The 26,794-nt window shown below is 64.3% G+C and carries 22 protein-coding genes; 12 read left to right on the forward strand and 10 right to left on the reverse strand.

Annotated elements, in window-relative coordinates:
- Positions 1-38: 38 nt before the first annotated feature.
- From mnmG to NLY42_RS07835, 4 genes are all read left to right on the forward strand, one after another.
- Complete coding sequence (mnmG, locus tag NLY42_RS07820) at positions 39-1,913, forward strand: tRNA uridine-5-carboxymethylaminomethyl(34) synthesis enzyme MnmG (RefSeq protein WP_023755913.1); 1,875 nt, start codon at positions 39-41, stop codon at positions 1,911-1,913.
- Entirely contained in the window at positions 1,910-2,542 is a 633-nt protein-coding gene (gene rsmG / locus NLY42_RS07825; RefSeq protein ID WP_023755912.1) for a 16S rRNA (guanine(527)-N(7))-methyltransferase RsmG, read from the forward strand. Before mnmG ends, rsmG begins: the two co-directional genes overlap by 4 nt.
- A 65-nt stretch (positions 2,543-2,607) precedes the next feature.
- Complete coding sequence (locus NLY42_RS07830; protein ID WP_023692913.1) at positions 2,608-3,405, forward strand: ParA family protein; 798 nt, start codon at positions 2,608-2,610, stop codon at positions 3,403-3,405.
- Positions 3,406-3,466: 61 nt separating this feature from the next.
- Positions 3,467-4,357, forward strand: coding sequence for a ParB/RepB/Spo0J family partition protein (locus tag NLY42_RS07835; RefSeq protein WP_023692912.1), 891 nt, complete (start codon positions 3,467-3,469; stop codon positions 4,355-4,357).
- Positions 4,358-4,629: 272 nt separating this feature from the next.
- On the opposite strand, the gene holA is transcribed toward NLY42_RS07835, so the two are convergent.
- Positions 4,630-5,673, reverse strand: a complete 1,044-nt coding sequence (holA, locus tag NLY42_RS07840; RefSeq protein WP_023755911.1) for a DNA polymerase III subunit delta — start codon at positions 5,671-5,673, stop codon at positions 4,630-4,632.
- Between the two features lie 124 nt (positions 5,674-5,797).
- The gene (locus tag NLY42_RS07845; RefSeq protein WP_286489113.1) at positions 5,798-6,973 is read right to left on the reverse strand and encodes an integrase core domain-containing protein; all 1,176 of its coding nucleotides are present in this window, start codon (positions 6,971-6,973) and stop codon (positions 5,798-5,800) included.
- A gap of 529 nt (positions 6,974-7,502) precedes the next feature.
- On the opposite strand from NLY42_RS07845, the gene NLY42_RS07850 reads away from it, so the two are divergent.
- The 5 genes from NLY42_RS07850 (at position 7,503) to NLY42_RS07870 (ending at position 13,854) form a co-directional block, all read left to right on the forward strand.
- The gene (locus NLY42_RS07850; RefSeq protein WP_023672172.1) at positions 7,503-8,735 is read left to right on the forward strand and encodes a 3-methyl-2-oxobutanoate dehydrogenase (2-methylpropanoyl-transferring) subunit alpha; all 1,233 of its coding nucleotides are present in this window, start codon (positions 7,503-7,505) and stop codon (positions 8,733-8,735) included.
- A gap of 2 nt (positions 8,736-8,737) precedes the next feature.
- Entirely contained in the window at positions 8,738-9,751 is a 1,014-nt protein-coding gene (locus NLY42_RS07855; protein WP_023672171.1) for an alpha-ketoacid dehydrogenase subunit beta, read from the forward strand.
- Between the two features lie 2 nt (positions 9,752-9,753).
- Positions 9,754-11,157: a dihydrolipoamide acetyltransferase family protein gene (locus NLY42_RS07860; RefSeq protein WP_023754589.1), complete on the forward strand. Its 1,404-nt coding sequence runs from the start codon at positions 9,754-9,756 to the stop codon at positions 11,155-11,157.
- Positions 11,158-11,392: 235 nt separating this feature from the next.
- Positions 11,393-12,781 carry a dihydrolipoyl dehydrogenase gene (gene lpdA / locus NLY42_RS07865; protein WP_023754588.1) on the forward strand — a complete coding sequence of 463 codons (1,389 nt, stop codon included), beginning with the start codon at positions 11,393-11,395 and terminating at the stop codon, positions 12,779-12,781.
- 206 nt (positions 12,782-12,987) lie between these two features.
- Positions 12,988-13,854, forward strand: coding sequence for a glycosyltransferase (locus NLY42_RS07870; protein WP_023702534.1), 867 nt, complete (start codon positions 12,988-12,990; stop codon positions 13,852-13,854).
- Between the two features lie 161 nt (positions 13,855-14,015).
- Here the strand turns inward: NLY42_RS07870 and NLY42_RS07875 are convergent, their stop codons facing one another.
- A complete protein-coding gene (locus NLY42_RS07875) occupies positions 14,016-15,119 on the reverse strand; it encodes a saccharopine dehydrogenase family protein (RefSeq protein WP_023754936.1) in 1,104 nt (367 codons plus the stop codon).
- A gap of 150 nt (positions 15,120-15,269) precedes the next feature.
- Here NLY42_RS07875 and NLY42_RS07880 point away from each other — a divergent pair, with 150 nt between their 5' ends.
- Positions 15,270-15,698 (forward strand): Lrp/AsnC family transcriptional regulator, encoded by a 429-nt coding sequence (locus tag NLY42_RS07880; RefSeq protein ID WP_023672167.1) that lies wholly within the window; start codon positions 15,270-15,272, stop codon positions 15,696-15,698.
- 178 nt (positions 15,699-15,876) lie between these two features.
- On the opposite strand, the gene NLY42_RS07885 is transcribed toward NLY42_RS07880, so the two are convergent.
- From NLY42_RS07885 to NLY42_RS07905, 5 genes are all read right to left on the reverse strand, one after another.
- Positions 15,877-17,910, reverse strand: coding sequence for an aldo/keto reductase (locus tag NLY42_RS07885; protein WP_023740153.1), 2,034 nt, complete (start codon positions 17,908-17,910; stop codon positions 15,877-15,879).
- Between the two features lie 27 nt (positions 17,911-17,937).
- On the reverse strand, positions 17,938-19,017 hold the full coding sequence (locus NLY42_RS07890; RefSeq protein WP_023726711.1) for an ABC transporter ATP-binding protein: 1,080 nt from the start codon (positions 19,015-19,017) through the stop codon (positions 17,938-17,940).
- A 13-nt stretch (positions 19,018-19,030) separates the two neighbouring features.
- Positions 19,031-19,867: a carbohydrate ABC transporter permease gene (locus tag NLY42_RS07895; protein WP_023672164.1), complete on the reverse strand. Its 837-nt coding sequence runs from the start codon at positions 19,865-19,867 to the stop codon at positions 19,031-19,033.
- The gene (locus tag NLY42_RS07900; protein ID WP_023745911.1) at positions 19,864-20,724 is read right to left on the reverse strand and encodes a carbohydrate ABC transporter permease; all 861 of its coding nucleotides are present in this window, start codon (positions 20,722-20,724) and stop codon (positions 19,864-19,866) included. The genes NLY42_RS07895 and NLY42_RS07900 overlap by 4 nt, the downstream gene beginning before the upstream one ends.
- Positions 20,725-21,010: 286 nt before the next feature.
- Positions 21,011-22,279, reverse strand: a complete 1,269-nt coding sequence (locus tag NLY42_RS07905) for an ABC transporter substrate-binding protein (RefSeq protein WP_023754935.1) — start codon at positions 22,277-22,279, stop codon at positions 21,011-21,013.
- Positions 22,280-22,385: 106 nt separating this feature from the next.
- Here NLY42_RS07905 and NLY42_RS07910 point away from each other — a divergent pair, with 106 nt between their 5' ends.
- A complete protein-coding gene (locus tag NLY42_RS07910) occupies positions 22,386-23,255 on the forward strand; it encodes a helix-turn-helix domain-containing protein (RefSeq protein WP_023672161.1) in 870 nt (289 codons plus the stop codon).
- A gap of 192 nt (positions 23,256-23,447) precedes the next feature.
- On the opposite strand, the gene NLY42_RS07915 is transcribed toward NLY42_RS07910, so the two are convergent.
- Positions 23,448-24,836 carry a HAMP domain-containing sensor histidine kinase gene (locus NLY42_RS07915; protein ID WP_023756570.1) on the reverse strand — a complete coding sequence of 463 codons (1,389 nt, stop codon included), beginning with the start codon at positions 24,834-24,836 and terminating at the stop codon, positions 23,448-23,450.
- Positions 24,837-24,892: 56 nt separating this feature from the next.
- Complete coding sequence (locus NLY42_RS07920) at positions 24,893-25,564, reverse strand: winged helix-turn-helix domain-containing protein (RefSeq protein ID WP_023754934.1); 672 nt, start codon at positions 25,562-25,564, stop codon at positions 24,893-24,895.
- Between the two features lie 224 nt (positions 25,565-25,788).
- Between NLY42_RS07920 and NLY42_RS07925 the strand changes: the two genes are divergently transcribed.
- Positions 25,789-26,790 carry a LacI family DNA-binding transcriptional regulator gene (locus NLY42_RS07925; protein ID WP_023754933.1) on the forward strand — a complete coding sequence of 334 codons (1,002 nt, stop codon included), beginning with the start codon at positions 25,789-25,791 and terminating at the stop codon, positions 26,788-26,790.
- Positions 26,791-26,794: the final 4 nt, after the last annotated feature.

The following is a 26,794-nucleotide window of genomic DNA, read 5'->3' on the forward strand; positions in this document are numbered from 1 at the left end:
GGACATGTGTCGGGAAATCTCTGAATCTGGAAGGGACAATGATCGATCACTATGATGTGGTTGTGGTGGGCGGTGGCCATGCCGGGTGCGAGGCTGCGAGCGCTGCCGCGCGCGCCGGTGCCAGGACCGCGCTGATCACGCTGCGCTTCGACACGATCGGTGTCATGTCCTGCAATCCGGCGATCGGCGGCCTCGGGAAGGGCCATCTGGTGCGTGAGATCGACGCCATGGACGGGCTGATGGGCCGCATCGCCGATGCTGCCGGCATCCAATTCCGCCTGCTTAATCGCCGCAAAGGCCCTGCCGTGCGCGGGCCGCGCACGCAGGCCGACCGCAAGCTTTACCGGCTGGCCATGCAGGAAGCGATTCGGCAGCAGAACGGTCTCGACGTCGTCGAAGGCGAAGTCTTGGATTTCGAGATCGAAGAAGGACGGATCGCCGCTGTGCTCCTGGCCGACGGGCGCCGGTTGGCGTGCGGTGCAGTCGTCCTGACCACCGGCACTTTTCTTCGCGGCCTCATCCACATTGGCGACAGGAAGATTGTCGCCGGGCGGATGAACGAGCAAGCGAGCCTTGGCCTGTCGGCGACGATGAGCCGCGCCGGTTTCGCGCTTGGACGGCTGAAGACCGGCACGCCGCCGCGGCTCGATGGCCGCACCATCGACTGGGCGTCGCTGGAAAGCCAGGCGGCCGACGAACATCCAGTGCCGTTCTCGCTGCTCACCGACACAATCAAGAATCCGCAAATCCATTGCGGCATTACGCGTACGACACCGGCGACGCACGAGCTGATCCGCGCCAATCTCGGCCGCTCCGCCATGTATTCCGGCTCGATAGAGGGGGTCGGACCACGCTATTGCCCGTCGATCGAAGACAAGATCGTCAAGTTCGGCGATCGAGAAGGTCATCAGATATTCCTCGAGCCGGAAGGGCTGGACGACGACACGGTCTACCCCAATGGCATTTCGACCTCCCTGCCCGAGGATGTGCAACTCGACATTCTCAAAACTATACCCGGGCTAGAGCGGGCGACCATGCTGCAGCCCGGCTACGCCATCGAATACGACCATGTCGATCCGCGCGAGTTGGAGCCGACGCTTGAGGCCAAAGGTATTGCGGGGCTTTTCCTAGCCGGTCAGATCAACGGCACCACCGGTTATGAAGAAGCCGGAGCGCAGGGCCTGCTCGCCGGGCTCAACGCCGCGCGCAAGGCGGCGGCCGACGACCAAATCGTGCTCAGCCGCACCGAAGCCTATATCGGTGTGATGGTCGACGACCTCACCAGCCGCGGCATTGCCGAGCCCTACCGCATGTTCACTTCGCGGGCGGAGTTTCGCCTATCGCTGCGCGCCGACAATGCCGATGAAAGGCTTACGCCTCTGGCAAATCGGCTTGGTATCGTGTCGCCGGAGCGGACGCAGCGGTTCAATCAAGTCACACAGGATCTTGATAGGGCGCGCGAACTCGCAGTTGCGACGACGATGACGCCCAACGAAGCGGCGCGGCATGGGCTGGAGATCAACAGGGACGGCGTGCGCCGCTCCGCTTATGAATTGCTCGCTCATCCCGGCGTCGATATAGCTTGGCTGGCCCGTGTTGCGCCGGCCTTTGGCGCAATCGACGTCAAAACCGCTGAGCGGCTCGAAACGGAAGCGAAATATTCGGTTTACCTTGATCGCCAGCAGGCGGATGTCGGACAGATCCGCCGCGAGGAAAGCCGGCTGATCCCGGCGTCAGTGGATTTCGCCGATGTTCCTGGCCTGTCCAATGAGCTGAAGCAGAAGATGTTAACGCGTCAGCCCCGGTCGATCGCTGACGCGCAGCGTATGGAAGGCATGACGCCGGCGGCGCTGGCCATCATCGTCGCGCACGTCCGCAACGCCGAATCGGCCGCCCAAAGGGCCGTTGCGTGAGCGCTGCCTCATGGGCGAGCCTGCAAGAGGCCGCGGGACCGGTTTCACGTGAAACATTCGATCGGTTGGTGACGTTCGAACAGTTGTTCCTGAAATGGAACCGCAGCATCAATCTGGCCGCGCCGTCGACGCTGGACGATGTCTGGGGCCGCCATATTCTGGATAGCGCGCAGCTGGCGCGAATCGCACCGCAGGCCAAACGCTGGGCCGATCTCGGTTCGGGCGGCGGTTTTCCGGGCCTGGTAATGGCCTTCCTGCTGGTCGAACGCGATGGCGCGTCGATCGATCTGGTCGAGAGCAACCGCAAGAAAGCATCGTTTTTACAGGCGGTCATTGGCCAGTTCGGTTTGCCGGCACGGGTCGTCGCCCGGCGCATTGACGACAGCTATGCGCTTGTTTCCGAACCGGAAATCATCACGGCGCGGGCGCTGGCCGCGCTGCCGGCGCTGCTCGATCTGTCGGCGCCGTGGCTGACCAAGGGATCGCGGGCGCTGTTCCACAAAGGCCGGGATTACCGCTCCGAGGTGGAAGAAAGCACTCACCGCTGGGCTTTCGATCTGGTAGAACATCCGAGCATGACCGACGCCCATGGCGTCATCCTCGAAGTGACCGATCTGCGGACGACGTAAGCTCTCCTTCGCAACCTTGGCGACGCAATGAATACCTGGCCCACATGAATACCTGGCACAGACCCATGAAAACCGGACCTCGCACCATCACCGTCGCCAACCAGAAGGGCGGCGTCGGCAAGACCACGACCGCCATCAATCTGGCCACGGCGCTGGCCGCCATCGGCGAAAAGGTGCTGATCGTCGATCTCGATCCGCAAGGCAATGCCTCGACCGGTCTTGGCATAGACCGCAAGGACCGCACCGTCTCGTCCTACGATGTGCTGACCGGCGAACTGGGCCTGGAAGAGGCGGCCATTCCAACGGCGGTGCCCGGCCTGTCGATCGTGCCGTCGACGCTCGATCTGCTCGGCATCGAGATGGAAATCGCCTCGGCGCCGGATCGCGTGCTTAAGCTGCGCAACGCGCTGCGCGCCGCCACCGAGCGCGGTGCGCCGTTCGGCTATGTGCTGATCGACTGCCCGCCCTCGCTCAACCTTTTGACTTTGAATTCAATGGCGGCAGCCGATTCTGTTCTTGTGCCGCTGCAGTGCGAGTTCTTCGCGCTGGAAGGGCTAAGCCAACTCCTGGAAACGGTGGAGCAGGTGCGTCGTTCGATCAATCCAGACCTGATCATCCAGGGCATCGTGCTGACCATGTATGACGGCCGCAACAACCTCGCCAACCAGGTGGTGCAGGACGTGCGGGCACACATGGGCGACAAAGTCTACGAGACGATCATTCCTAGGAATGTGCGGGTGTCCGAGGCGCCGTCCTACGGCAAGCCGGCAATCCTCTACGATCTCAAGTGCTCAGGCAGCCAGGCCTATCTGCAGCTGGCGTCCGAAGTGATCCGCCGCGAGCGCAAATTGCGCGCCGCTTGATTAGGCAGGGTAGATAAACAAAGCGATCCGGCACCGAAACGATCAAGAATCTGGAATTGAGATGAGCGAAGACCTTTCGAGAAAGAGACTGGGGCGTGGACTGGCGGCGCTGATCGGGGAGATCGACCGCCCGGTGGCAGCGGCCGAAAAGCCAGGCCTGAATGCCGACGGCAAGGTGCCGATCGAGTTTCTGAGCCCGAACCCGAAAAACCCGCGCCGGCATTTCGGCGACGCCGATCTGACGGATCTCGCGCAATCGATCCGCGAACATGGCGTCGTGCAGCCGGTAGTGGCGCGGCCTTCGCCGACGCAGGCCGGGCGCTACGAGATCATCGCCGGCGAGCGCCGCTGGCGGGCGGCGCAGCGCGCCGGGCTGACCGAGATCCCGATCATCGTGCGCGACGTCAACGACCGCACAGCGCTGGAACTGGCGATCATAGAAAACGTCCAGCGCACCGATCTCAACCCGGTCGAGGAGGCGCTCGGCTACCAGCAGTTGATCGACGACCACGGCTACACACAGGCCGACCTCGGCAATGTCATCGGCAAGAGCCGCAGCCACGTCGCCAACACGCTCAGGCTGTTGAAGCTGCCCGACGTAATCCGCGACATGCTGGTCGACGGCGTGCTGTCGGCCGGCCATGCCCGGACGCTGGTGACGGCGCAGGATCCCGCCGGGCTAGCCAAGCAGATCGTCGAAGAAGGGCTTTCGGTGCGCCAGGCTGAGGCGCTGGCGCAGATGCCGGCGGGCGGCACGCCGCCCAAGGCAAAACCAGCACACGGCGCATCGGGCAAGGATGCCGACACGCTGGCGCTGGAAAGGCTGATGACCAACACGATCGGCATGATCGTGACCATCGAGCACAAGGGCAAAGGCGGCGCGATCCGCGTGGACTACCGCAGTCTGGAGCAGCTCGACGAGCTATGCCGCCGGTTGAAGGATGAGCGGTAGAGGGTTGGGGCTGCGCCATATCTAGCCGGCGAATGAAGTTCTGGCTTAGGATGAAGAAAGGGCTTGGCGGTTGCCGGCCCTTCTTTTTATTGGCGATTGCCGAAGGGATCGAACTGCTGATCTCCCCCCTTGAGGGGGAGATGGCCGGCAGGCCAGAAGGGTCGTCTCCCATCAAGCGCCGACCTCGTTTGTCGTTGCGAAAGGCGCCAGCGCTCCACGCGCCGCGACCCCCTCTGTCGCCTTTGGCGACATCTCCCCCTCAAGGGGGGAGATCACCGCTGCGCCAGCCTCGCGCTCTCCACCGCAATGCCGAGCAGCGCCTGCCGCGCCAGCGCTTCCGACAAATCCGGCCTGCGCCTGGTCTGCAGCACGGCCGATTGCAGCCGGTTCAGCGCGCGGCTGAGCGCCTCGACGTTCCAGCGCTCCAGCGCCTTCTCCACCAGCTTGCGCCGCGAGAAAAACACCGGCGGACGGGCGCCGGCCACTGCCGAGGCGGCGTTGCGGCCGGCGGTGTCCATCTGGCCGCGCATGACCTGAAGCTGCTGCAGCTGGCGCATTGCCGAGGACAGCACCAGGAAGGGATGGCCGCCGGACAGGCAGTGGCGGGTGAAGGCGGTGTCGAAGTCACCGACTTTGCCTTCCAGCACGGCGTCGACGGCATCATCGAAGGAGGTGCCGGAGACATCGCCCGACATTGCCCTTACGTCGTCGAGGCCGATGTCCTTCTGGCCGTGGGCATAAAGCACCAGCTTTTCGATCTCGCCGCGCGAGGCCAGCCGGTCACCGCCGAGATTGCGGCGCAGCGCCTGGCGCGCATCGAGCGCCATCGACATGCCGGCCTTGCGCAGCTCGTCGTCGATGACGCTGTCGATGTCGCGGGCTTCATCGGCATAGCAAGGCAGCGCCATGGCGTTGTCGGCCGCCTCGACCACGGCGCGCAGCCCGACGCCCTTTTTGAGATCGCCGGCCTCGATGAGAATGATGGCGTCGCGCGCGGGCTCCGCCGTCAGCGCCTTGACGTCGTCGGCCAGCGCCTTCTGACCGCTGGCATTTCGCACCCACAGAAGCCGCCGGTCGGAGAACATCGGCACGGTGCGGGCTTCATCGAGCAGCCGGCCCTGGTCGCGATCGACCTCCGCGCCGTCGAGCCGTACGACGGAAAACGGATCGTCGAGCGGCAGGCCGGTTTTCGCGGCAAAGGTTTTGGCCCGCTCGGCGACCAAGCCGCGGTCGGGTCCGTAAAGCAGGACGATCGATATGCGCGCGTCAGGCTTCGCCAGCCACGAATCGACCTCGTATCCTTTTTTCTGCGCCATGGAGGGTGGTTAGCATGATGCGGTCGCTGAGTGAACGTTCTCCAAAGCGTTCGAGACCTTGGCGTGTCCAGCCGATAGATGGGTAACACTTTGAACCGGATACATAGGTGACACTTCTCTCCCCCTATGCGTCCGCCGCAGCGCCAAGCGGATTGGTTGGCGCGGCGCTGCGGCGGACAAGCTTCATGTGCCGTGTGTGGATGATGCCGAGCGGGTGGGCATGGAATGAGAGTGTCCATTGTCCGTCTTCGGTCTCCAAAGCGACCGGTTCGCCCGCCAGCGCTTGCGAGACATATATGAAGCCGCCATTCCATCGGATCTCGCCATTGTGGCGCACGCGGCGGACCGAGGCCTCGGCCGGATAGACGGGCTCGGGTGGTGTCCTGGGCATGGCGCGCTGTGAGGACCGGTAGTGCTGGGCGGGCGTATCCATGCCCAGCGCCTCATGGGGACGTTCCTCATTGTAGCTGTGGCGGAAGGTCTCGAAGGCCTGGCCCTGTGCCGTTCGGTCGGCTTCCGGTGCCTCGGCCATCGGCAGCATGGTCAGGTGAAAGCGCTCGTGACGTCCGTTCTGCTGTGGCCTGCCGGGTGCGATCCGCTCCAAGGTGATGCCGAGCTTGATGAAGCGCACGACAAGCGGCGTCAGCCCGGTGACGCCGGCCGATGCGAAGGGCGGGCCATTGTCGCTTCTGAAGCGATCCGGCAGGCCATGCTCTTCAAACAGCCGTTCGAACACCGGCCAGGCTTCGCTATCGGCCGTCGACCCCGTCGCTTCGAGCGCCAGAAGATAGCGGCTCGACGCATCCATCACCGTCAAGGGTTCGCAACGCCAGCCGAACCAGCCCTTGTGATCGCCAGTCCACACCGCGTTCGGTTCTTGCGGCTGTGGCCAGGGTCCATTGCCGCAGGCCCGCAGGCGGGGTCGCTTGCGGGCGCGGACAAGCCCATGCCGCGCAAGGATCGCGCCGACCGTCGAGGCTGAAGGCCACATGAACTCGGGAGCCGTGCGCCTGAGCCGTGCCACGATCTTCTTTGGACCCCAAAGCGGATGCAGCTCCTTGGCCGCCACAATCCGCTCAACCAGATCCTGAGCTGTCGCCCGGCCATGATTGAGCGGGGCTCGCGGCAGGTCGTGCAAACCCTCAGGCCCAAACGTCCGATAGCGTCCTAGCCATTTGTAGCCGTTCTTGCGTGAGATCCCGTAGGCCGCACAAAGCGCAACCATCGTCTCATCCCCAGAAAGACACTCCACAACAAACCGTAGCCGCTCGTCCATGATGCCAGTCTCTCGCCAAACCATCGCCGGTCCTCCGGCGGACAAGAAAACTGTCGCCCATGCTATCGGTCCATTCTGTTACCTATCTATCCGGTTCGGACAGTCTCCCTTCCTCTCCCTCCGGAGGGGGGAGAGGTGGCTCGGCGAAGCCGAGACGGAGTGGGGGAGCCACGTGGCAATCGCCGCGAACGGACAAAGGAAGGGCACTATCTCAAGCATTGCCTAGCGCCCAAGGGTCGACCCCCACTCCGTCGAGCTTCGCTCGACACCTCTCTCCCGAACGCGGGGAGAGGAAAGCGCCAGTTCGCCGACCTTGATGCGTTCATCTCTCCCGGAGGCCGTGAAGTGACTATCTGCTGGAAATCCTGCAAAACTTTGCGCCTAATTGCGCGCCGCTCCCCAACATCGACAAGAAATTTCGCCGACATATCTGCATCTTGCGGTCGCCTGCCGGCCGTGACGCCGGATGGGTTGCGGCGCCCCATGAATTGGCGCTGTGCCGGGCGCGCGGATGTGCAAATATCGACGCCAGGCAAATGGGAGGACCATGGTCATGACCGATGCTGGGATGTTGCGGTTTCATGTGCCGGAGCCGGAAGTGCGGCCGGGCGGAACGCCCGACTTCTCCAACGTGCCGATCCCCAAGGCCGGCTCGGTGCCGCGACCGGACATCGATGTCGATCCGCGCACCATCCGTGACATGGCGTTTTCGATCATCCGTGTGCTCAACCGCACCGGTGAGGCGGTCGGGCCGTGGGCCGGGCTGCTCACCGACGAGGAGCTGCTCGAGGGGTTGCGCCACATGATGACGCTGCGCAGCTTCGATGCGCGCATGCAGATGGCGCAGCGCCAGGGCAAGACTTCGTTCTACATGCAGCATCTGGGCGAAGAGGCGGTGAGCTGCGCTTTCCGCAAGGCGCTGGCGCCAGGCGACATGAATTTCCCGACCTATCGGCAGGCCGGCCTGCTCATCGCCGACGGCTATCCGATGGTCACGATGATGAACCAGATTTATTCCAACGAGGCCGATCCGCTCAAAGGGCGGCAATTGCCGATCATGTATTCGTCGAAGGAGCATGGCTTCTTCTCGATCTCCGGCAATCTGGCGACGCAATACATCCAGGCGGTCGGCTGGGCGATGGCTTCCGCTATCAGCAACGATTCGAAAATCGCGGCGGCGTGGATCGGCGACGGCTCGACGGCCGAATCCGATTTCCATTCCGCACTGGTGTTCGCCTCGACCTACAAGGCGCCGGTCATCCTCAATGTCGTCAACAACCAGTGGGCGATCTCGACGTTTCAAGGCATTGCGCGCGGCGGTTCCGGCACCTTTGCCGCGCGCGGCCTCGGCTTCGGTATTCCGGCGTTGCGCGTCGACGGCAACGACTATCTCGCCGTTCATGCCGTGGCCAAATGGGCGGCGGAGCGGGCGCGCCAGAATCTCGGCCCGACGCTGATCGAATATGTCACCTACCGTGCCGGCGCGCATTCGAGCTCGGACGATCCGTCTGCCTACCGGCCGAAAACCGAATCCGACGCCTGGCCGCTCGGTGATCCGGTGATGCGGCTGAAGAACCATCTGATCCTGCGCGGGGTCTGGTCGGATGAGCGCCATGCCCAGGCGGAAGCCGAAATCCTCGACACGGTGATCGCGGCGCAGAAGGAAGCTGAAGGCCACGGCACGCTGCATGCCGGCGGCAAGCCGTCGACGCGCGAGATGTTCGAGGGCGTGTTTGCCGAGATGCCGCCGCATCTCAGGCGCCAGCGCCAGCAGGCGGGAGTCTGACCATGCCGAGACGGACCATGATCGAGGCGATCCGCGACGCCATGGACGTGTCGATGGCGCGCGACGAACGCGTCATCGTCTATGGCGAGGATGTCGGCTTCTTCGGGGGTGTCTTCCGCTGCACGGCAGGCCTGCAAGCGAAGTACGGCAAGACCCGCTGCTTCGATGCGCCGATCAACGAATCCGGCATTGTCGGCTCCGCCATCGGCATGGCCGCCTATGGGCTGAAGCCATGCGTGGAAATTCAGTTTGCCGACTACATGTACCCGGCTTACGACCAGCTGACGCAGGAAGCAGCACGCCTGCGCTACCGCTCGAACGGCGATTTCACCTGTCCGATCGTGGTCCGCATGCCGACCGGCGGCGGCATCTTTGGCGGCCAGACGCACAGCCAGAGCCCGGAAGCGCTGTTCACCCATGTGTCGGGGCTGAAGACGGTGGTGCCGTCCAATCCTCATGATGCCAAGGGGCTGCTGATCGCGGCGATCGAGGATCCCGATCCGGTGATTTTTCTGGAGCCGAAGCGGCTCTATAACGGACCGTTCGATGGCCATCACGACCGGCCGGTGACGCCATGGTCGAAGCATGAACTGGGCGAGGTCGCCGACGGCCATTACACGGTGCCGCTCGGCAAGGCGGCGATCCGCCGGGCGGGCTCGGCCGTCACCGTGCTCGCCTACGGCACCATGGTCTATGTCGCGCAGGCGGCGGTGGAAGAAACCGGCATCGATGCCGAGATCATCGATTTGCGGACCCTGCTGCCGCTCGATCTCGACGCGATAGTCGCTTCGGTGAAGAAGACCGGACGCTGCGTCGTCGTGCACGAGGCGACACTGACCTCCGGCTTCGGCGCCGAGCTGTCGGCGCTGGTGCAGGAAAATTGTTTCTACCATCTGGAAGCGCCGGTGGCGCGCGTCACCGGTTGGGACACGCCCTACCCGCATGCGCAGGAATGGGATTATTTCCCGGGGCCGGCCCGTGTCGGCCGCGCGCTTCTCGAAACCATGGGAGCCTAGGGATGGGCGAACACATCATCAAGCTGCCGGATGTCGGCGAAGGCGTCGCCGAGGCCGAACTTGTGGAGTGGCACGTCAAGGTCGGCGACCTCGTGCGCGAGGACTCGGTGCTTGCCGCCGTGATGACCGACAAGGCGACGGTGGAAATACCTTCGCCGGTCGATGGCGAGATCCTGTGGCTGGGCGCGGAGATCGGCGACACGGTGGCGATCGGCTCGCCGATCGTGCGGCTGAAAGTGGCGGGGGAGGGCAATGTCGGCGAAGGCTCGAAATTGTCAGAGGTCACGGCGGCACCGACCCCCACCCCTGCCGGGGCGAGCCACGGGTCTCGCCCGTCCTCCGGACCCCCACAAGAGGGAGGCGTTTCGGCCACGAAATCCGACGCCAAGTCGCCACCACCTGCACCAGCAGCCAAAAGCGCACGGGCAGCTGAGACTGAATCCCCCTCCCCCTTGTGGGGAGGGGCCAGGGGTGGGGGTACTGCGCCGACATCTAAAGGTGCGGCACCCACCGGCGCGCCGCGCCCGGAGGGCGAAAAGCCCCTGGCGTCGCCCGCCATCCGGCTCAGGGCGAAGGAGGCGGGGATCGATCTGCGCCAGGTGTCGGGTACCGGCCCTGCCGGCCGCATCAGCCACGAAGATATCGAGGCATTCCTGGCACGCGGACCGCAGGTAGCGAAGGCGTCGGGTCTGGCGCGCAATGACAGCGTCGAGGATATCAAGGTCATCGGACTGCGGCGCAAGATCGCCGAAAAAATGTCGCTGGCGAAGTCACGCATCCCGCACATCACCTATGTCGAGGAGATCGACGTCACAGCACTCGAGGAGTTGCGCGCGGCGCTCAACAAGGAAAAGCGCAAGGGTGTGGAGAGGCCGAAGCTGACGCTGCTGCCGTTCCTGATGCGGGCGATGGTCAAGGCGATTGCCGACCAGCCCAACATCAACGCGCTGTTCGACGACGAGGCCGGCATCATCCATCAGCATGGCGGCGTCCATATCGGCATTGCCGCGCAGACGCCGTCGGGCCTGGTGGTGCCGGTGGTCAAGCACGCCGAGGCGCGCGACCTCTGGGATTGCGCGGCCGAGCTCAACCGCCTGGCCGAAGCGGCGAAGTCCGGCACGGCCAGCCGCGACGAGCTGTCGGGATCGACCATCACCATCACCTCGCTCGGCGCCATGGGCGGCGTGGCGACGACGCCGGTCATCAATCATCCTGAGGTGGCGATCGTCGGCGTCAACAAGATGATGGTGCGGCCGGTCTGGGACGGCACCCAGTTCATCCCGCGCAAGATGATGAACCTGTCGTCGAGCTTCGATCACCGGGTGGTCGACGGCTGGGATGCGGCGGTGTTTGTGCAGCGGATCAAGGCGCTGATTGAGACGCCAGCGCTGATATTTGTGGATTGAGGGGCGGAACGACCGAGATGACGGCGGGACAGCGCCCCCCTCTGCCTTACCAGGCATCTCCCCCACAAGGGGGGAGATTGGACGTCACGCAGGGTTTCGCCAATCTCCATCGTTGCAGGAATGAGCGAAGCGAAGAAGCTGCTGATCTCCCCCCTCGTGGGGGAGATGTCCGGCAGGACAGAGGGGGGCGCGAAGGATCGCGACGGAACATTCCCTCGCATCAAAGGGTCACGCCATGAAAGAAATCTCCTGCAAGCTGCTGGTCATCGGCGCCGGGCCCGGCGGCTACGTCTGCGCTATCCGTGCCGGCCAGCTCGGCATCGATACGGTGATCGTTGAAGCCGGCAAACCGGGCGGCACCTGTCTCAATGTCGGCTGCATCCCGTCCAAGGCGATGATCCATGCGGCGGAAGAGTTCGAGAAGGTCGCGCATATGGCCGGCGGCAGCAGTCCGCTCGGCATCTCGCTAGCAGCGCCCGTGCTCGATCTCGGCAAGACGGTTGCGTGGAAGGACGGCATTGTTAGCCGGCTGACCGGGGGCGTTGCCGGGCTACTGAAGAAGGCCAAGGTCAAGACCGTCTATGGCTGGGCGACGTTCCGCGACGGCAAGACCGTCGCGGTCGAGACCGAGACCGGCACCCAGATCATCCGCGCCGAAACGGTTGTGATCGCCACCGGCTCGGCGACGGTGGAACTGCCGTTCCTGCCGTTCGGCGGCCCGGTGATTTCATCCACAGAAGCGCTGGCTCTCGGCGAGGTGCCGAAAAAGCTCGCCGTGGTCGGCGGCGGCTATATCGGGCTGGAACTCGGCATGGCGTTCGCCAAAATGGGCGCCGCGGTGACCGTGGTCGAGGCGCTGCCGCGCGTGCTGGCGCAGTATGATGCGGAACTGACCCGGCCGGTGGTGAAACGGCTGGCCCAGATCGGCGTCGAGGTGATGCTTGGCGCCAAGGCCAAGGGGGTCAAGGGCGACGCGCTGCTGGTCGAGACCGCGGACGGCAAGAGCACCAAAATCGCGGCAGACAAGATCCTGGTCACGGTCGGCCGCAAGCCGGTGACGGAGGGCTGGGGCCTCGATCAGATCGATCTCGACGTGGCCGGCAAGTTCATCAAGATCGACGACCAGTGCCGCAGCTCGATGCGCGGCATCTATGCCATTGGCGACGTCACCGGCGAGCCGATGCTGGCGCACCGGGCGATGGCGCAAGGCGAAATGGTGGCCGAGATCGTCGCCGGCCACAAGCGCAGCTGGGACAAGCGCTCGATCCCGGCCGTCTGCTTCACCGATCCGGAGCTGGTGACGGCAGGGCTAACGCCGGAGGAGGCGAAGGCTTCAGGCGAAATCAAGATCGGCCAGTTCCCCTTCGCCGCCAACGGCCGGGCGATGACGAAACTCGGCGAGGACGGGTTCGTCCGCGTCGTGGCGCGCGCGGACAACCATCTGGTGCTGGGCATCCAGGCGGTCGGGCAAGGCGTGTCAGAACTGGCGGCGGCGTTCGGCCTGGCGCTGGAAATGGGCGCGCGGCTGGAGGATATCGCCGGGACCATCCATGCGCATCCTACGCAAGGCGAAGGCTTCCAGGAAGCGGCGCTGAAGGCGCTGGGCCACGCGCTGCATATTTGAAGTGCGCTTACCCTCCCCCTTGTGGGGAGGGTCGATCCGCGTAGCGGAGCGGGGTGGGGGTCCTCGCCGACCGTCAGCGCTCACCCCCACCCCGTCTCGCCATCTCCGCTTCGCTCCGACCGCGAGCCGACCCTCCCCACAAGGGGGAGGGTGGCCGCCCAGCCGTCGGTTGTCGCAGATCAGCGGAATGTACTAAGTGTCGGTCCATGGACACCGGCCTGAAGAAATACATCGCCATACGCTACAACATCGCCGCTGGCTTCAAGCCAAGCCAGTGGGACGGAAAGGGCCGCGCCAATCTCGACCCGGTCTGGCTGGTCGAGCGCCTGGCGTTGTTCGACACCTATTGCGCGTCGTCGCTCGAAGGCCAGTCGCTGAAGGATTTTACCGTCCTTGTGGCGTTCGATGCCGATACGCACGAGAACTATATTCGCACCGTGTGCAGCTGCGTGGCCGGTGTCGACGTCAGGCCGATCCTTGTCGAGGCCGGCGACGATTACAACAATCGCTTCAATGCTTTCGTCCACGACGACAGCGATGCCGAGTATGTCTCGCTAACGCGGCTCGACAGCGACGACGCGCTGGCGCCGACCTTCATGGAGCGCGTCGACCACTACGCGCGCCGGGAGATCGAAAAGCGTGTGGTGGACCTGCAGCCGCTCTACATTGCCTTTCCGGACGGCCAGAATTTCGAGACGGCAAGCGGACGCTACACGCACCACGACTATGTCACGTCGGCGTTCGGCACGCTGGTCGAAAGGAGATCGCCGGCGATGAGCGGCGTCTACAGCGAGCACCACGCAAAAATGGCGACGCGCTTCAACACCGTCGTGGCGGCATCGAAGGGCGCGCAATGGTGCATCGTCATCCATGACAACAACGCCGCCAACGTGTTGAGGGGGAAGCCGGTCTCGGGGCCCTCCTTCACGGTGGGCCGACCGGGTGTCGAACCCAAGGTGCCAGCGCGAAGGCAAAGCGCGCCACGACAGGCGACGCAGCCCCGCATGGCGCCGCGGACCGCGGGCAACTTCATCCGGTTTCTGCTCGGACGACCGATGGCTCTGCGGAAGTAGCGGGCGCTTTACCCTCCCCCTTGTGGGGAGGGTCGATCGCGGAGCGGAGCAGGGTGGGGGTCCTCGCCAACCGTCGGCGCTCACCCCCCACCCCGTCTCGCCATCTCCGCTTCGCTCCGATTGCGCGCCGACCCTCCCCACAAGGGGGAGGGTGAAGTAGCTCAGCTCGCCAGCCGGCTCACCATCTCGTGCTGCGCATAAGCGCGCCCAAAACGATTGGCGAGAAACGCATCCAGCGCGATGTCTTCCTGCTTGACGAAACCGGTCGCCGGCAAGGTGCCGTCGGCCAGCATGTCGAGCACGGCGCAGATGCCTGAGGCAGTGGTGATCTGGATTGCGCTGCGCACCTGGCTGCCAATGCGCTGCGAATAGATCTTGTTGGCGTAGGTTTCCTGCAGCAGGCGGCCATTGCGGCGGCCCGAGACGGTGACGAAGACGATGACCACGTCCTGCAGCGTTGCCGGCAGGGCGCTCTCGAAAATGTCCTTCAGCACGTCGCGGCGGTGGCGCAGGCCGAGATCGTTGAGCAGCGCCTTCATGATCGCCGCGTGGCCGGGATAGCGGATGGTGCGGTAGTTCAGCGTGCGCACCTTGCCCTTCAGCGTCTCGGCCAGCGTGCCGAGACCGCCGGAGGTGTTGAAGGCCTCATAGGTGACGCCGTCGAGCGAGAACTCTTCGCGCTCCTCCAGCGGCGGCACCTCGATCAGCTCGCCCTCGACGATCGCCTCGCAGGGTTCGCAATATTCGTTGATGACGCCGTCGGTGCTCCAGGTCAGATTGTAGTTCAGCGCATTGGACGGGTATTGCGGCAGCGCGCCGACGCGCATGCGAACGCTTTCCAGCGTGTCGAAGCGGCTGGCGAGATCATTGGCGACGATCGAGATGAAGCCCGGCGCCAGGCCGCATTGCGGAATGAAGGCGCTGTTGCCCGACTTGGCCAGCTCCTTGACGCGGCGGGTCGAGACGACATCCTCGGTCAAATCGAGATAGTGCACGCCGGTGGCGGCGGCCGCTTCGGCGATGCGCGTGGTCAAATGGAAGGGGGCGGCGCTCAGCACGGCGAAGGCGCCGGCAAGGGCGGCCTCGAGTGCGCCCGGCGCTGCGATATCGAGCTCCAGCCCCTCGACGCCGGCGGGAAGTTCGGCCGCGGCAAACTGCGCCGCCGCGCGGTCGACAACGGTGACGTGGTAGTCGCCGCTGTCGGCGAGCATGCCTGCAATGGTGGAGCCGATCTTGCCGGCGCCGACGACGATGATTTTCTTCATGACCTTGCCCCTCGTGAAAACTCTTTGGCCCAGACCGCCGCGCGGTGGACGCGATGCCTTCAAGAATCGCAGCTTGCCTGTCGAAAGGAAGCGTGGGATCGTTTGAAATGAACCCTGCACTTGAACGATACGCCGACGAGGTTCGTCGAAATGCTCAGTGACGCCGAACAAAAACTGCTTTCCCTGCTGCGCGCCAATGCCCGCGCGTCGACCACTGAGCTGGCGCGCCAGCTCGGCGTTTCGCGCACGACAGTGCAGAGCCGGATCGAGCGGCTGGAACAGCGCGGCATCATCACCGGCTATGGCGTGCGGATGGCGCCGGACTACGAGCAGGGGCTTGTGCGGGCGCATGTGCTGCTCACCGTCACGCCCAAGCTCGCCGACAAGGTGGTGCGGGCGCTGCAGGCGCTGCCGCCGGTACGGACGCTGCACTCGGTGAGCGGCAATTTCGACATGATCGTCATCGTCGACGCGCCGTCGATCAGGGATCTGGATGCGTTGCTGGACGAGATCGGGGCGATGGACGGGGTCGAGCGGACGTCGTCGTCGATTATTTTGTCGACACGGATCGATCGGTAGGTGGAACGCATGAGCTGCTAATCTCCCCCCTTGCGGGGGAGATGGCCGGCAGGCCAGAGGGGGTCGTTCGACTGGGCTCGGCCTACCTGCCGCTGCAGAAGGAGGTTAGCGCTCCACGCGAGGCGACCCCCTCTGTCGCCTTCGGCGACATCTCCCCCTCAAGGGGGGAGATTAGCTGCTAAGCCCGCCGCCTTTCCGGCCCGCTATCCAGCCACGCCACATCCTCCGCCGACAGCTTGATATCCAGCGCCTTCAAACTGTCCTCCAACTCGTCCAGCGTGCGCGGGCCGATCAACGGCACCGACGGAAAGGGCTGCGCCAGCACATAGGCGAGCGCGATGTGGATCGGACTTTTGCCCAGGCGCTGCGCCAGCTCGATGGCGCGGTCGCGGCGGCCGAAATTTTTCTCGGAATACCAGACCCGCACCAGCTCCTCATTGTCCTGCTTGTCGCGGCCGGCGCGGTCGGTGAAGAAGCCGCGGCCCTGGCTCGACCAGGCGAAGTTGGGCATCTGCCTTTTCGTCAGCCAGGATTTCCAGTCGTCGGTCGACGAGGTGATGCAGCCGGCCCAGATCGGCTCCAGCATCTCGGCCAGCGAGAAATTGTTGGAGAGCACGCCGGGCTTCTGCTTGCCGGTGCGCTCGGCATAGGCAATCGCCTCGTCCATGCGCGCCATCGTCCAGTTCGAGCCGCCGAACGGGCCACGGATGCGGCCGGCCTTGGCCTCGGCGTCCATGGCGTCAACGAACTCGCCGACCGGCACATCCGGGTTGTCGCGGTGCATGAAATAGAGGTCGACATGGTCGGTCTGCAGCCGGTCCAACGACTGGGCGAGCTGCTTGCCGATGACATCGGGATAGCAGAGCGGCGAGTGGGCGCCCTTGGCGATGATCACCGACTGCTCGCGCACGCCGCGATTCCTGAGCCACTGGCCAAGCAGCGTTTCGGTGTAGCCGCCGCCGTAGACGTAGCCGGTGTCGAACAGATTGCCGCCGGCCTCGAAGAAGGCGTCGAGCAGGATTGCGCCCGACGAGAAGGTGCGGAAATCCTCGAAGCCGAGCGCCACCACGGAGGCCGGCTTCGACAGGCCCGGAATCTTGCGCTTGCCGATGGCGGTGCCGCCGGTGCGCAGCGGCCGGCCCGAAAGGGTGTTGGTTCGCTTAGCCGGCTTTTCGATTTCATATTCGAGCCCTACGGCAGCGCGCCATTTGTCGAGCACACGCAGCGTGCCGAGACTGTCGGCCCAGCTCATGCCCGGCCAGGCGAACTCCTGTTTGCCGGCCAGGATCGCCTCGCCGGCGGCGTCGACCTCGAAGGAATAGAGATGGCGGGTTTCGTTGACGCTGATGGTCTCGCGCGTGTCGTCGGCGAGAATTACATCGATCCGGCCAGGGCCGCCATCGCGGTTGCCGCCGCCGGCGAACCAGAAATCCGGCACCTCGATGCGGCCCTTGGTGCCGAGGATGCGCAGGACATTGTCCTGTTTGAGCGAGATGCTGCAGGATACCTCGGCGACGATGCCACCGGGAAAATGCAGCAGCGCCGAGGCCCATTCGTCGACGCCGGACTTGCCGAGATGGGCGGTGCCGACAACCTTGTCCGGCTCGGCAAAGGGTTTTCCAGTCGCAGCCCCGGCAATCAGCCGCACCATCGAGACGGGATAGCCGCCAACATCGAGGATGCCGCCGCCGGCGAGATCGTTGGCGTAGAGCCGGTGCTCGGGCATGAAGCCCGGCATGGCGAAGCCGAAGCTCGACTTCATCAGCCTGACATCGCCGATGACGCCCGACTTGATGAGTTCCACCAGCTTCGCCGTCTGCGGGTGCAGCCGGTACATGAACGCTTCGCCGAGGAAGGTGCCGGCCTTGCGCGCAGCATGGATCATGGCGTCGGCCTCGAAGGCGGTCAGCGCCAGCGGCTTTTCGCACAGCACATGCTTGCCGGCTTCCGCCGCCTTGATTGCCCATTCGGCATGGCCGGGATGCGGGATGGCGATATAGACGGCATCGACCTCGGGGTCGGCGAGCAGCGCGTCGTAACCGTCGAGGATGCGGGCGCCGGGAAACGTCTCGGCCAAGCCTGCCTTGCCGGGATTGCGGGCGCCGAGCGCCACGATCGTGCCGGTGCGCGAGCCTGCCACGCCGCGGGCGAACGCTTTGGCGATGTCGCCGGGCCCAAGTATCCCCCAGCGGATGGGCGCGGTTGCAGTCATGATCATTCTCCTTGCATAGCTGGAAGGTCAGCGCAGCCGCTGGCCGTTTTCATCGAACAGATAGGATTTGCGGATGGACACGGTGATCTCCTGGGTGTCGGGGACCTTTGCCGCGTCGCGCTGGATCACCAGGTCTTCGCCATGGGCGGTCCTGGCATAGATGAAGCTGGTGCCGCCGAGATGCTCGACCACGTCGATGCCGACAGTGAGGTCGGCGTCGCCTTCGCCGCCATTGCCGAAATGTTCGGGCCGCACGCCGACAATGACCTTGGCTCCTGTTTGCGGCACGGCGCCGGTCAATGGTTGCATAATGCGGGTCTTTTCCTCGCCCACCAGCTCGACGGTGACGCTGCTCGTGTTGCGCCCGACGACGCGGCCCTTGATGAAATTCATCTTCGGCGAGCCGACAAAGCCGGCGACGAACTGGTTGTCGGGATTGTCGTAGAGATCGAGCGGCCGGCCGATCTGCTCGACATGGCCACCGCGCAGCACGACGATCCGGTCGGCCAGCGTCATCGCCTCGGTCTGGTCGTGGGTGACATAGATCATCGTTGTGCCGAGTTCCTTGTGCAGGCGCGAGATCTCGACCCGCATCTGGACGCGCAGCTCGGCGTCGAGATTGCTCAACGGCTCGTCGAACAGGAAGACTTGCGGCTCGCGCACGATGGCGCGGCCAATGGCGACGCGCTGGCGCTGGCCGCCGGACAATTGCCTGGGCCGCCGCGCCATCAACTCTGTGATGCGCAGGATTTCGGAGGCCCGCTTCACCCGCCGCTCGGTGTCCTCCTTGGGGTTGCCGGTCATCCTGAGGCCAAAGCTCAGGTTCTGCTCCACGCTCATGTGCGGGTAGAGCGCGTAGGACTGGAACACCATGGCGATGCCGCGCTCGGCCGGCTCGACATCGTTCATCACCTTGCCGCCAATGGCGATCTCGCCGCCGCTGATATCCTCCAGCCCGGCGATCATCCTGAGCAGCGTCGATTTTCCACAACCCGACGGGCCGACAAAGACGACGAACTCGCCATCGGCGATATCGATGTTGGCGCCATGGATGATCTCATAGACGCCGAAGCGTTTTACGACATTGGTGAGGGTGACTGCCGCCATATCGCTGTTGTCCCTACTTGACGGCGCCGGCGGCGATGCCGGCGATGAAATGGCGCTGCAGCAGAACGAAGACGACCAGCATCGGTACGGTCAACATGACGGCGCCGGCCATGATGCCGCCCCATGAGACCTTGGTCAGGCCGATAAGCGTGCCGAGCGCCACAGGGGCCGTCATCGCGCCGGGCTGGCTGTTGATCAAAAGCGGCCAGAGATAATTGTTCCACGAGGCGAGGAACAGGATGATGGCGAGCGCCGCCAGCATCGGCCGCGCCAGCGGCAAAGCGACGAACAGGAAGATACGCCATTCCTTGACGCCCTCGACACGTGCCGCGTCGAAAAGGTCGGCCGGCATCATCGAGAAAGCCTGGCGCATGAACAGCACGCCCAGCGAATTGAACAAGGGTGGCACGATCAGCGCAATCCAGGTGTTGGCGAGCTGGAAGTCGCGCGCCACCATGATGAATTGCGGGATCAGCACCACCGCATAGGGCAGCGTGATGGTGCCGAGGATGATCGCCACCACCGCGCCCTTGCCGAAGAACTGATAGCGGGCGAGCGCCCAGCCGGCCATCGAGGTCAGCAGCACCGAGAAGAAGGTGTAGGTCACCGCCACCGCCACCGAAATGCCGATGGCGCCGACGAAATTGGTGTCACGCTGCAGATTGTTGAAATTGTCGACGAAATTGCCGTGCGGCAGAAGCTCGATGCCGGGGCTGAAAATGCCGTTGTCGGGCATGGTCGAAAACACCACCATCATCCACAGCGGAAACAGCCAGATCACCGCCAGCGGCGTCAGGACCAGATGCAGCAGGACGCTGCGGCCGAGCCGGCGTTGCGACAGCGAACTCATTTCGGCTCTCTTGTCAGCCACAGCTGCACCAGCGTGATGGCGATTGCCAAGCCCGCCATGGTGTAGGCGACGGCCGAGGCATAGCCGAAATTGAGCGAACGGAAGCCCTGGCGGTAAAGCAAGAGGCCGAGCGTCTCGGTGCCGCCGCCGGGACCGCCGCGCTCGGTGATCAGGAACGGTTCGGTGAAAAGCTGCATGGTGCCGATGATCGACAGCACGGCGCAAAACACGATGACCGGCTTGAGCAGCGGCAGCGTTATGTAGAAGAACTGCTTGAGCTTGCTGACGCGGTCGAGCGTCGCCGCCTCATAGACATCCTCGGGGATCGACTGCAGGCCGGCGAGCAGGATGATGGCGTTGTAGCCGGCCCAGCGCCAGGTCACCGCGATCATGATCAGCGCCATGGCCGGTGTGACGTTGGAGAACCAGTCGATCTTGGACAGGCCGACGCCGGCGAGCAATTTGTTGATGATGCCGAAATCGAGATTGAACATCAGCCGGAACACGGCGGAATAGGCGACCTCGCCGACCACCACCGGAGCGAAGAAGGCGAAGCGGTAGAGGCCACGTGCTTTCAGCAGCGGCGAGTTCAGCAGCACCGCCATGACGATCGCCAGCGAGATCATCACCGGCACCTGGATCACGAGGATGAGCAGCGTGTTCTTCAGCGCGTTGAAGAAAGCGGGGTCGCCGATCAGGCGGCCCCAGTTGAACGTCGGCGCAAAGCGCCAGGGCACCGTGCGCGTCGCCTGGAAGGAAATCATGAACGAGGAGATGATCGGCCACACCCAGAAGATGGCGAAGATCAGGAGGTAGGGCGTGAGGAAGCGATAGGCCGTGGCGTTCTGGTAGCGCATAGTTCCTCCTCCTTCCTCTTTCCCGGCTGATATCCGGCGTGTTGTTAGCCGGCGTCAATTATTAAGGCTTGGCGCCGCCCCTCATCCCCCTGCCGGGACCTTCTCCCCGTATAGTGACGGGGAGAAGGGGCTTGTTGGGACGCCGCCGGCGATTGGCGAAGTGTTGGGCGAGAGCGTCCCCCTCTCCGTCACTATACGGGGAGAGGATGCCGGCAGGCAGGTGAGGGGCAGCGCCAACGGTCCGGCAAATTGCCCTATATCTGGCCCGCCATAATCACCGCCTTGGTCACTTGATCGGCAGTCCCGTCGCCGAAGCGATCTGGCTGGCGGCGTCGTCGAGGGCGGCCATGGCATCGGGATAGCCGCCGCCGAGATATTTGGTCTGCACGGCGCGCATGATGATTTCGGCGTCGCTCTGGAACGGCGTGCCGCGGCTCGGCACCACCTTGGGCAGCGTGGCGAGAATGTCCTTCCACACTGCCTGGCCGCCCCAATAGGGCAGGCCCTGCGAGACGTAGGGGTCGTCGAGGGCCGAGATCAGTGACGGCACCAGGCCGAAATCCCTGAGCATGGTGATCTGGCCTTCATTGGTCTCGAGCGTGTATTTCAGATAGGCGTAGGCGGCCTCCTTGTTCTTCGAGGCTGAGGTGATGGCGAGCGACGAGCCTCCGAGATTGGCGGCGCGCGGGCCGTCGGCGGTCAGGCTCGGCATCAGATAGACACCCCATTTGCCGTTTTCGCCGGCGGATTCGGTGCGGATGGTGCCCTCATACCAGCCGCCATAGACCTGGGTGGCGACGGTGCCGGCGGTGTTGTTGGTGATCTTGGTGCCCCAGTCGGCCGACGAGATGATGCCGGCGTCCTTCATGTCCTTGATCTTGGCCAGCGTGTCGACGCATTTCGGCTGGTTGACGGTGATCGACTGCCCATCGGCGGCGAAATAGCCGCAGCCCTGTTCGTTGGAAATCATGCGGAAGAATTCGGTGTCGCCGTTGAAATCGGCATTGGTCATGGTGACGCCGGGATTGGCGGCCTGGACCTTCTTGCCGGCGGCGATGAAATCGTCCCAGGTCTTGATCGAGGCCGGATCGACGCCGGCCTTCTCGTAGAAGTCGCGGCGGTAGAAGGCGGCGACTGGGCCGGAATCCCACGGCATGGCATAGGCCTTGTCGCCGACCTCCAATTCGGTGCGCTTGAAATCCGGGAATTTCTTCTGGTCGTCGGCGGTGTAGCCCAGCGTGTGCAAATCGACGAAGCAATCGGGGAACTGGCTCCAGTAGTTCTCGGCCTCGCCGTTTTCGATCGAGACGATATCGGGCAGGCCGACGCCGCCGGCCGCACAGCCGGCGATCGACTTGTCATAGGTCGGCTGGTTGCCGAGATCCTGAACGGTGACCTTGACGTCGGGATGCTGTTTGTTGAAGCCGGCCACCGTCGCCTTCAGCGACGAAGCGGCGATATTCCAGCTCCAGATCGTGATTTCGCCGGACTGCGCCAAAGCCGGGGTTGAGCCCAGGCCAAGCGCCAGCGCGGCACAGATCAGTGTCGTGCGCATTGAAATCCTCCCATTTCATTTGCTCTCTCTTCGCGAGCATGGCTAGACTAGGCGGCGCGGAAGGCTTGTCCCTGACAACGGGAATAAAAGATGGGCGGAAAGTAAGATGCCGGAACGGCCGTTTTACCAGCCTGGCGCCAGCAGCGTCGAAGGCCTGCCGATGGCTTTGCAGATGTTTCACAACCATCCGCTGGTGATGCTGAAGCCGCACTGGCATGCCCAGGTCGAGGTCAATTTCATCGTCCGCGGCAGCGTGCATTACCGCATGAACGAGCACGAGATCTCGCTGTCGGCCGGCGACATGTGCCTGTTCTGGGGCGGGCTGCCGCACCAGATGGACGATCTCTCCGACGACGCCATCTATGCCGGCGCGCATCTGCCGCTGGTGCATTTCTTCCGCCTGCATCTGCCGACGGATGTCCGCCACAGGCTGATGACCGGCGCCACGCTGGTGACATCGGCGACCGACCAGGCCGACCATCACAATTTCGAGCGCTGGAACCGCTATTTCCGCTCGGGCGATGCGGCGATAACCGAGCACGCCGTGAACGAGCTGCTGCTGCGGTTGGAGCGGGTGCGCTTCGAGCCCTACCGGCTGGTGCCGGAAACCGCCATCGGCCAGGAACCCGGCGGCCCGTTCGACCAGCAATCGTTGCGCAATGTCGGTCGCATGTGCGACTTCATCGCCGAGAATTTCCTCTACGACATAGACTGCGTCGACATCGCGGCGGCGGCCGACATCCATCCCAAATACGCCATGAGCATTTTCAAGAAATCGACCGGCATGACGCTCAACGAATATATGAATCTGCTGCGGCTGAGCTACGCGCAGGCGCTGCTGATGCATGAAGACGCCAATGTGCTGCGCGTCGCCATGGATTCAGGCTTCGGCTCGCTCAGCGCCTTCAACAAATCCTTCCGCAAGCTGGCAGGGATGTCGCCCTCGGATTTTCGCCGGGGTGCGGTGGGCCGATAGGTTCAACGGTCATCTTGATCAACCCGCAGCCGTTCCGGGTGGAAACATGTGCAAGGCTAATCGCGACCGCCTTTGTCGGATGCGATCATCAACTTGGAGAAAGTTGTCAGCGACTTGGCGTTTCATGAGCGCCTTCCCCCACTCCGTCGCTGCTTCGCTCGACGGAGTGGGGTCGACCTGGCTCTGGCGTTGTCATTTCAAGCCGGGACCGGTGCCCTCCGCCCGAGGAAACCCGACAATTACCGCCAGCCCAGGCCGGCGATCCTCCAGCGCAATCGTTGCACCATGCAGGTCGGCGATGGCCCGCACAAGGCTGAGGCCCAGGCCGCTGCCGGGCGTGGTGCGGCTGGAGTCCAGCCGGTAGAGCCGCTGGAACACTTTTTCGCGCTCCTGCGCCGGGATGCCGGGGCCATTGTCGGCGACCTCAGCCAGAATGCGGTCGCCTTGCCGCCGCACCGATAGAAGGATTGCCGTGCCATCGGGGCAATGCCGCAGCGCGTTCTCAACCAGATTGGCAAACAATTGCGTCAGCAGGTCGCGGTCGCCGTGGACCAGGCATGGGGTGCCGTGGACGATCGTGGCCGACAGCGACTTGCCGTCATCCTCGGCGACACCGGCGTAGATTTCGGCAATGGCATCGATGACGCCGGTGAGGTCGAGATCGACAAAGCGCGACTTGCGGGCGCCGGCCTCGATCTGGGCAATACGCAACAGCGCATCGAAAGTATCGTTGATCTGCAGGCTTTCCCCACGTGCCTCCGCCAGCTCATCGGCAACGGCCTCACCCCGCGCGGTCCTGTCGGCCGCAGCTTCCAAAATCATCTGCAGCCGGTTGAGCGGCGTCTTCAGATCATGCGCGATGTCGGCGCTGACCTGGCGCATGCCGTCCACCAGCGCCGCCAGCCGCTCCAGCGCGGCGTTGACCTGGCGCGAGACGCCGTCAATGTCGTCGCCATTGCCGAGCAGTGGAATGCGGGCGTCGAGCCGGCCGTTGGAGACATCGTCCATGGTGGTGGCAATGCCGTCGAGGCGACGCTGCACACGCGACGCCAGCAAGGCGCCGCCAGCCACCGCCAGCCCTGAAATGATCAGGGTGGCCCAGCCGAAGCTCATCAAAACGATGCGTTCCAGCTCCTCGGTTTCGGAGAGCGAGAAGGCAATTGTCAGGCTGTTGGGCCCGACCGAACCGGTCCAGGCGCGGTACATAGTGTCCGGCGCAACGCCTGGCAGGGAAGCGGCAAAATCCGAAAAGCCATCGGGAAGGTCGGCGGCGGTGAAATTCCCGGCCAGGCGATTGCCGGCGGGATCGGTGAGCGAGAACAGCTGTTCCTTGCTCGGGCTGAGCGCGGCGTGGCTGTCGACTGCCGAAACCAGATCCTCCCGGTCGTTTCCGGCATAGGTCACCGCCACGACCGAATAGGTCTCCTTGACCGACTGGTCGAGCTGCTCGGAAAGATCCGCGCTCATCAGCTGGTAGACGATGGCGCCTGACAGGATGAAGGCGAGCACGAACAGCAAGGCGAAGGTCAGGGCCAGCCGAAACGGCGTGCTGCGCAGCAGGCGAGAGCCTGTCTCAGTCATAGTGCGTTTCAGTCATGGCAAGCTTCAGTCATGGCAAGTTTCTGTCATGCCGCGCCTCAGTCGTGAACACTGTAGCCAGTGTTGCGCACGGTGTGGATCAACGCGGTTTCGAACGGCCTGTCGATCTTGGCGCGCAGCCGGCTGATATGGGTTTCGACGACGCTGGTCTTGGGGTCGAAGTGAAAATCCCAGACCCGTTCCAGAAGCATGGTGCGGGTGATGACGCGGCCCTCGCCGCGCATCAGCACTTCGAGCAGGCTGAATTCGCGCGGCTGCAGGTCGATCGCCTGGCCCTGCCTGGTGACGCGGCGCTGGATCAGGTCCATTTCGAGGTCTGCGATGCGCAGCGTCGTCTTCAGCTCCTGCACCGCAGGGCGACGGCCGAGCGCGTTGATGCGGGCGAGCAGTTCGGAAAAGGCGAATGGCTTGACGAGATAGTCGTCGCCGCCTGCCTCGAGCCCTTCAACCCTGTCGTCGACGCCGCCGACCGAGGTCAGAAAGATCGCCGGCGTGCGCACGCCCGCCGCCCGCACTGCCTTGATCATCGACAGGCCGTCGAGGCCGGGCAGCATGCGGTCGACGACGATCACGTCATAGGCGTCGCGTGTCGCGGCAAACAGCGCGTCATGCCCGTCGCGCAGCAGATCGCAGACATGCCCGGCTTCGCTCAGGCCCTTGACGACATGGTCGGCGGTGCGTGGGTCGTCCTCGACAAGGAGAAGTCGCATCGTTGTTCCGATCGTTGGCGATTGAGCAGTTCCCGGCTCTCGAACCTTATCCGGTTGCGACAACAGGTCGACCACCAAGCACCCAGCCTTGCGGCTTTTTCTTGGCGGCAGATCGCTCCGCTCAGCAGGTTGCTCAAAGGGACATTGACACTCGAAAGCTGCGCTCTAGCGTGCGACACATCCGGTTACGCAATCATTAGGCTAATCGAGTCAGGGGACAAGAAATGACGACGATTGCCGATGTCGCGCGCCATGCCGGAGTGTCGGTCGCAACCGTCTCGCATGTGATGAACCGCACGCGCCATGTCGAGCCGGAGACGGCCGAGCGCGTGCATTCGGCCATCGCCGCCTTGCGCTACAGTCCGAACACGCTGGCGCGCAGCCTGAGGCGCGGCGAGACCAAGACCATCGGCCTGCTGCTGCCGGACAATTCCAATCCGTTCTTCGCCGGCGTGGCACGCCAGATCGAGGATGCCGGCTTCCTTGCCGGCTATACGGTGATCCTGTGCAACTCCGACGGCAGCGCCGAGAAGGAGGAGCGCTACCTCCAGGTGCTGATGGCCAAGCAGATCGACGGGCTGATCTTTGCCGGCTCGTCCGATCATGCGCGGGTGTTCTCCAGCCTTCTGCCCGGCGTCCCGGCGGTGCTGATCGACCGCGAGATCCATTCGGTCAATGTCGATTCCGTGCTGGTCGATCACGATTATGGCGGCTATCTCGCCGGCCGCTATCTGGCCGGGCTCGGTCACGAGAAGATCGGCGTCATCGGCGGCCCGCGCGATTCCAGCTCCAGCCCCGCCCGCCTGCGCGGCTTCGCCAGGGCGCTGCAGGAAGCCGGCCTCGACCTGCCGCCGGCCTCGGTGGTGGATTCCGACTACCACTTCGCCGGCGGCCGCATGGCGATGGAGCGGCTGATGGCGCAGGCGCCGGGGATCACGGCGCTGTTTGCCTGCAACGATCTGATGGCCATGGGCGCGCTGACAGTGCTGCGCGGGCGCGGATTGCGGGTCCCCGGCGACATGTCGATGATCGGCTTCGACGACATCCCCTATGCCGTCACCACCTGGCCGCCGCTGACGACGATCGCACAGCCGGTCGAGAAGATCGGCACCCGCGCCGTCAGCCTGCTGCTCGAGCGGGTTGCCGAGCCTGCGGCGCATTCGCGCCGCGAAGTGCTCACCCCGGTGCTCGTCGAACGGGAGAGCTGCGCGCCGTTGAGCGGCTGAAGTC

Source organism: Mesorhizobium sp. C372A (genome assembly GCF_030323245.1).
Taxonomy (GTDB): Bacteria; Pseudomonadota; Alphaproteobacteria; order Rhizobiales; family Rhizobiaceae; genus Mesorhizobium.

Bases quoted from the DNA above. Each gene is read 5' to 3' on its own strand.
- NLY42_RS07830 (WP_023692913.1), top strand. From the start codon at position 2,608: ATGAAAACCGGACCTCGCACCATCACCGTCGCCAACCAGAAGGGCGGC.
- NLY42_RS07870 (WP_023702534.1), top strand. From the start codon at position 12,988: ATGGACACCGGCCTGAAGAAATACATCGCCATACGCTACAACATCGCC.
- holA (WP_023755911.1), bottom strand. From the start codon at position 5,673: ATGGCGCAGAAAAAAGGATACGAGGTCGATTCGTGGCTGGCGAAGCCT.
- NLY42_RS07890 (WP_023726711.1), bottom strand. From the start codon at position 19,017: ATGGCGGCAGTCACCCTCACCAATGTCGTAAAACGCTTCGGCGTCTAT.
- NLY42_RS07845 (WP_286489113.1), bottom strand. From the start codon at position 6,973: ATGGTTTGGCGAGAGACTGGCATCATGGACGAGCGGCTACGGTTTGTT.
- NLY42_RS07880 (WP_023672167.1), top strand. From the start codon at position 15,270: ATGCTCAGTGACGCCGAACAAAAACTGCTTTCCCTGCTGCGCGCCAAT.
- NLY42_RS07855 (WP_023672171.1), top strand. From the start codon at position 8,738: ATGCCGAGACGGACCATGATCGAGGCGATCCGCGACGCCATGGACGTG.
- NLY42_RS07885 (WP_023740153.1), bottom strand. From the start codon at position 17,910: ATGACTGCAACCGCGCCCATCCGCTGGGGGATACTTGGGCCCGGCGAC.
- NLY42_RS07875 (WP_023754936.1), bottom strand. From the start codon at position 15,119: ATGAAGAAAATCATCGTCGTCGGCGCCGGCAAGATCGGCTCCACCATT.
- NLY42_RS07905 (WP_023754935.1), bottom strand. From the start codon at position 22,279: ATGCGCACGACACTGATCTGTGCCGCGCTGGCGCTTGGCCTGGGCTCA.
- lpdA (WP_023754588.1), top strand. From the start codon at position 11,393: ATGAAAGAAATCTCCTGCAAGCTGCTGGTCATCGGCGCCGGGCCCGGC.
- NLY42_RS07895 (WP_023672164.1), bottom strand. From the start codon at position 19,867: ATGAGTTCGCTGTCGCAACGCCGGCTCGGCCGCAGCGTCCTGCTGCAT.
- mnmG (WP_023755913.1), top strand. From the start codon at position 39: ATGATCGATCACTATGATGTGGTTGTGGTGGGCGGTGGCCATGCCGGG.
- NLY42_RS07925 (WP_023754933.1), top strand. From the start codon at position 25,789: ATGACGACGATTGCCGATGTCGCGCGCCATGCCGGAGTGTCGGTCGCA.
- NLY42_RS07850 (WP_023672172.1), top strand. From the start codon at position 7,503: ATGACCGATGCTGGGATGTTGCGGTTTCATGTGCCGGAGCCGGAAGTG.
- NLY42_RS07835 (WP_023692912.1), top strand. From the start codon at position 3,467: ATGAGCGAAGACCTTTCGAGAAAGAGACTGGGGCGTGGACTGGCGGCG.
- NLY42_RS07860 (WP_023754589.1), top strand. From the start codon at position 9,754: ATGGGCGAACACATCATCAAGCTGCCGGATGTCGGCGAAGGCGTCGCC.
- NLY42_RS07910 (WP_023672161.1), top strand. From the start codon at position 22,386: ATGCCGGAACGGCCGTTTTACCAGCCTGGCGCCAGCAGCGTCGAAGGC.
- NLY42_RS07920 (WP_023754934.1), bottom strand. From the start codon at position 25,564: ATGCGACTTCTCCTTGTCGAGGACGACCCACGCACCGCCGACCATGTC.
- NLY42_RS07915 (WP_023756570.1), bottom strand. From the start codon at position 24,836: ATGACTGAGACAGGCTCTCGCCTGCTGCGCAGCACGCCGTTTCGGCTG.
- NLY42_RS07900 (WP_023745911.1), bottom strand. From the start codon at position 20,724: ATGCGCTACCAGAACGCCACGGCCTATCGCTTCCTCACGCCCTACCTC.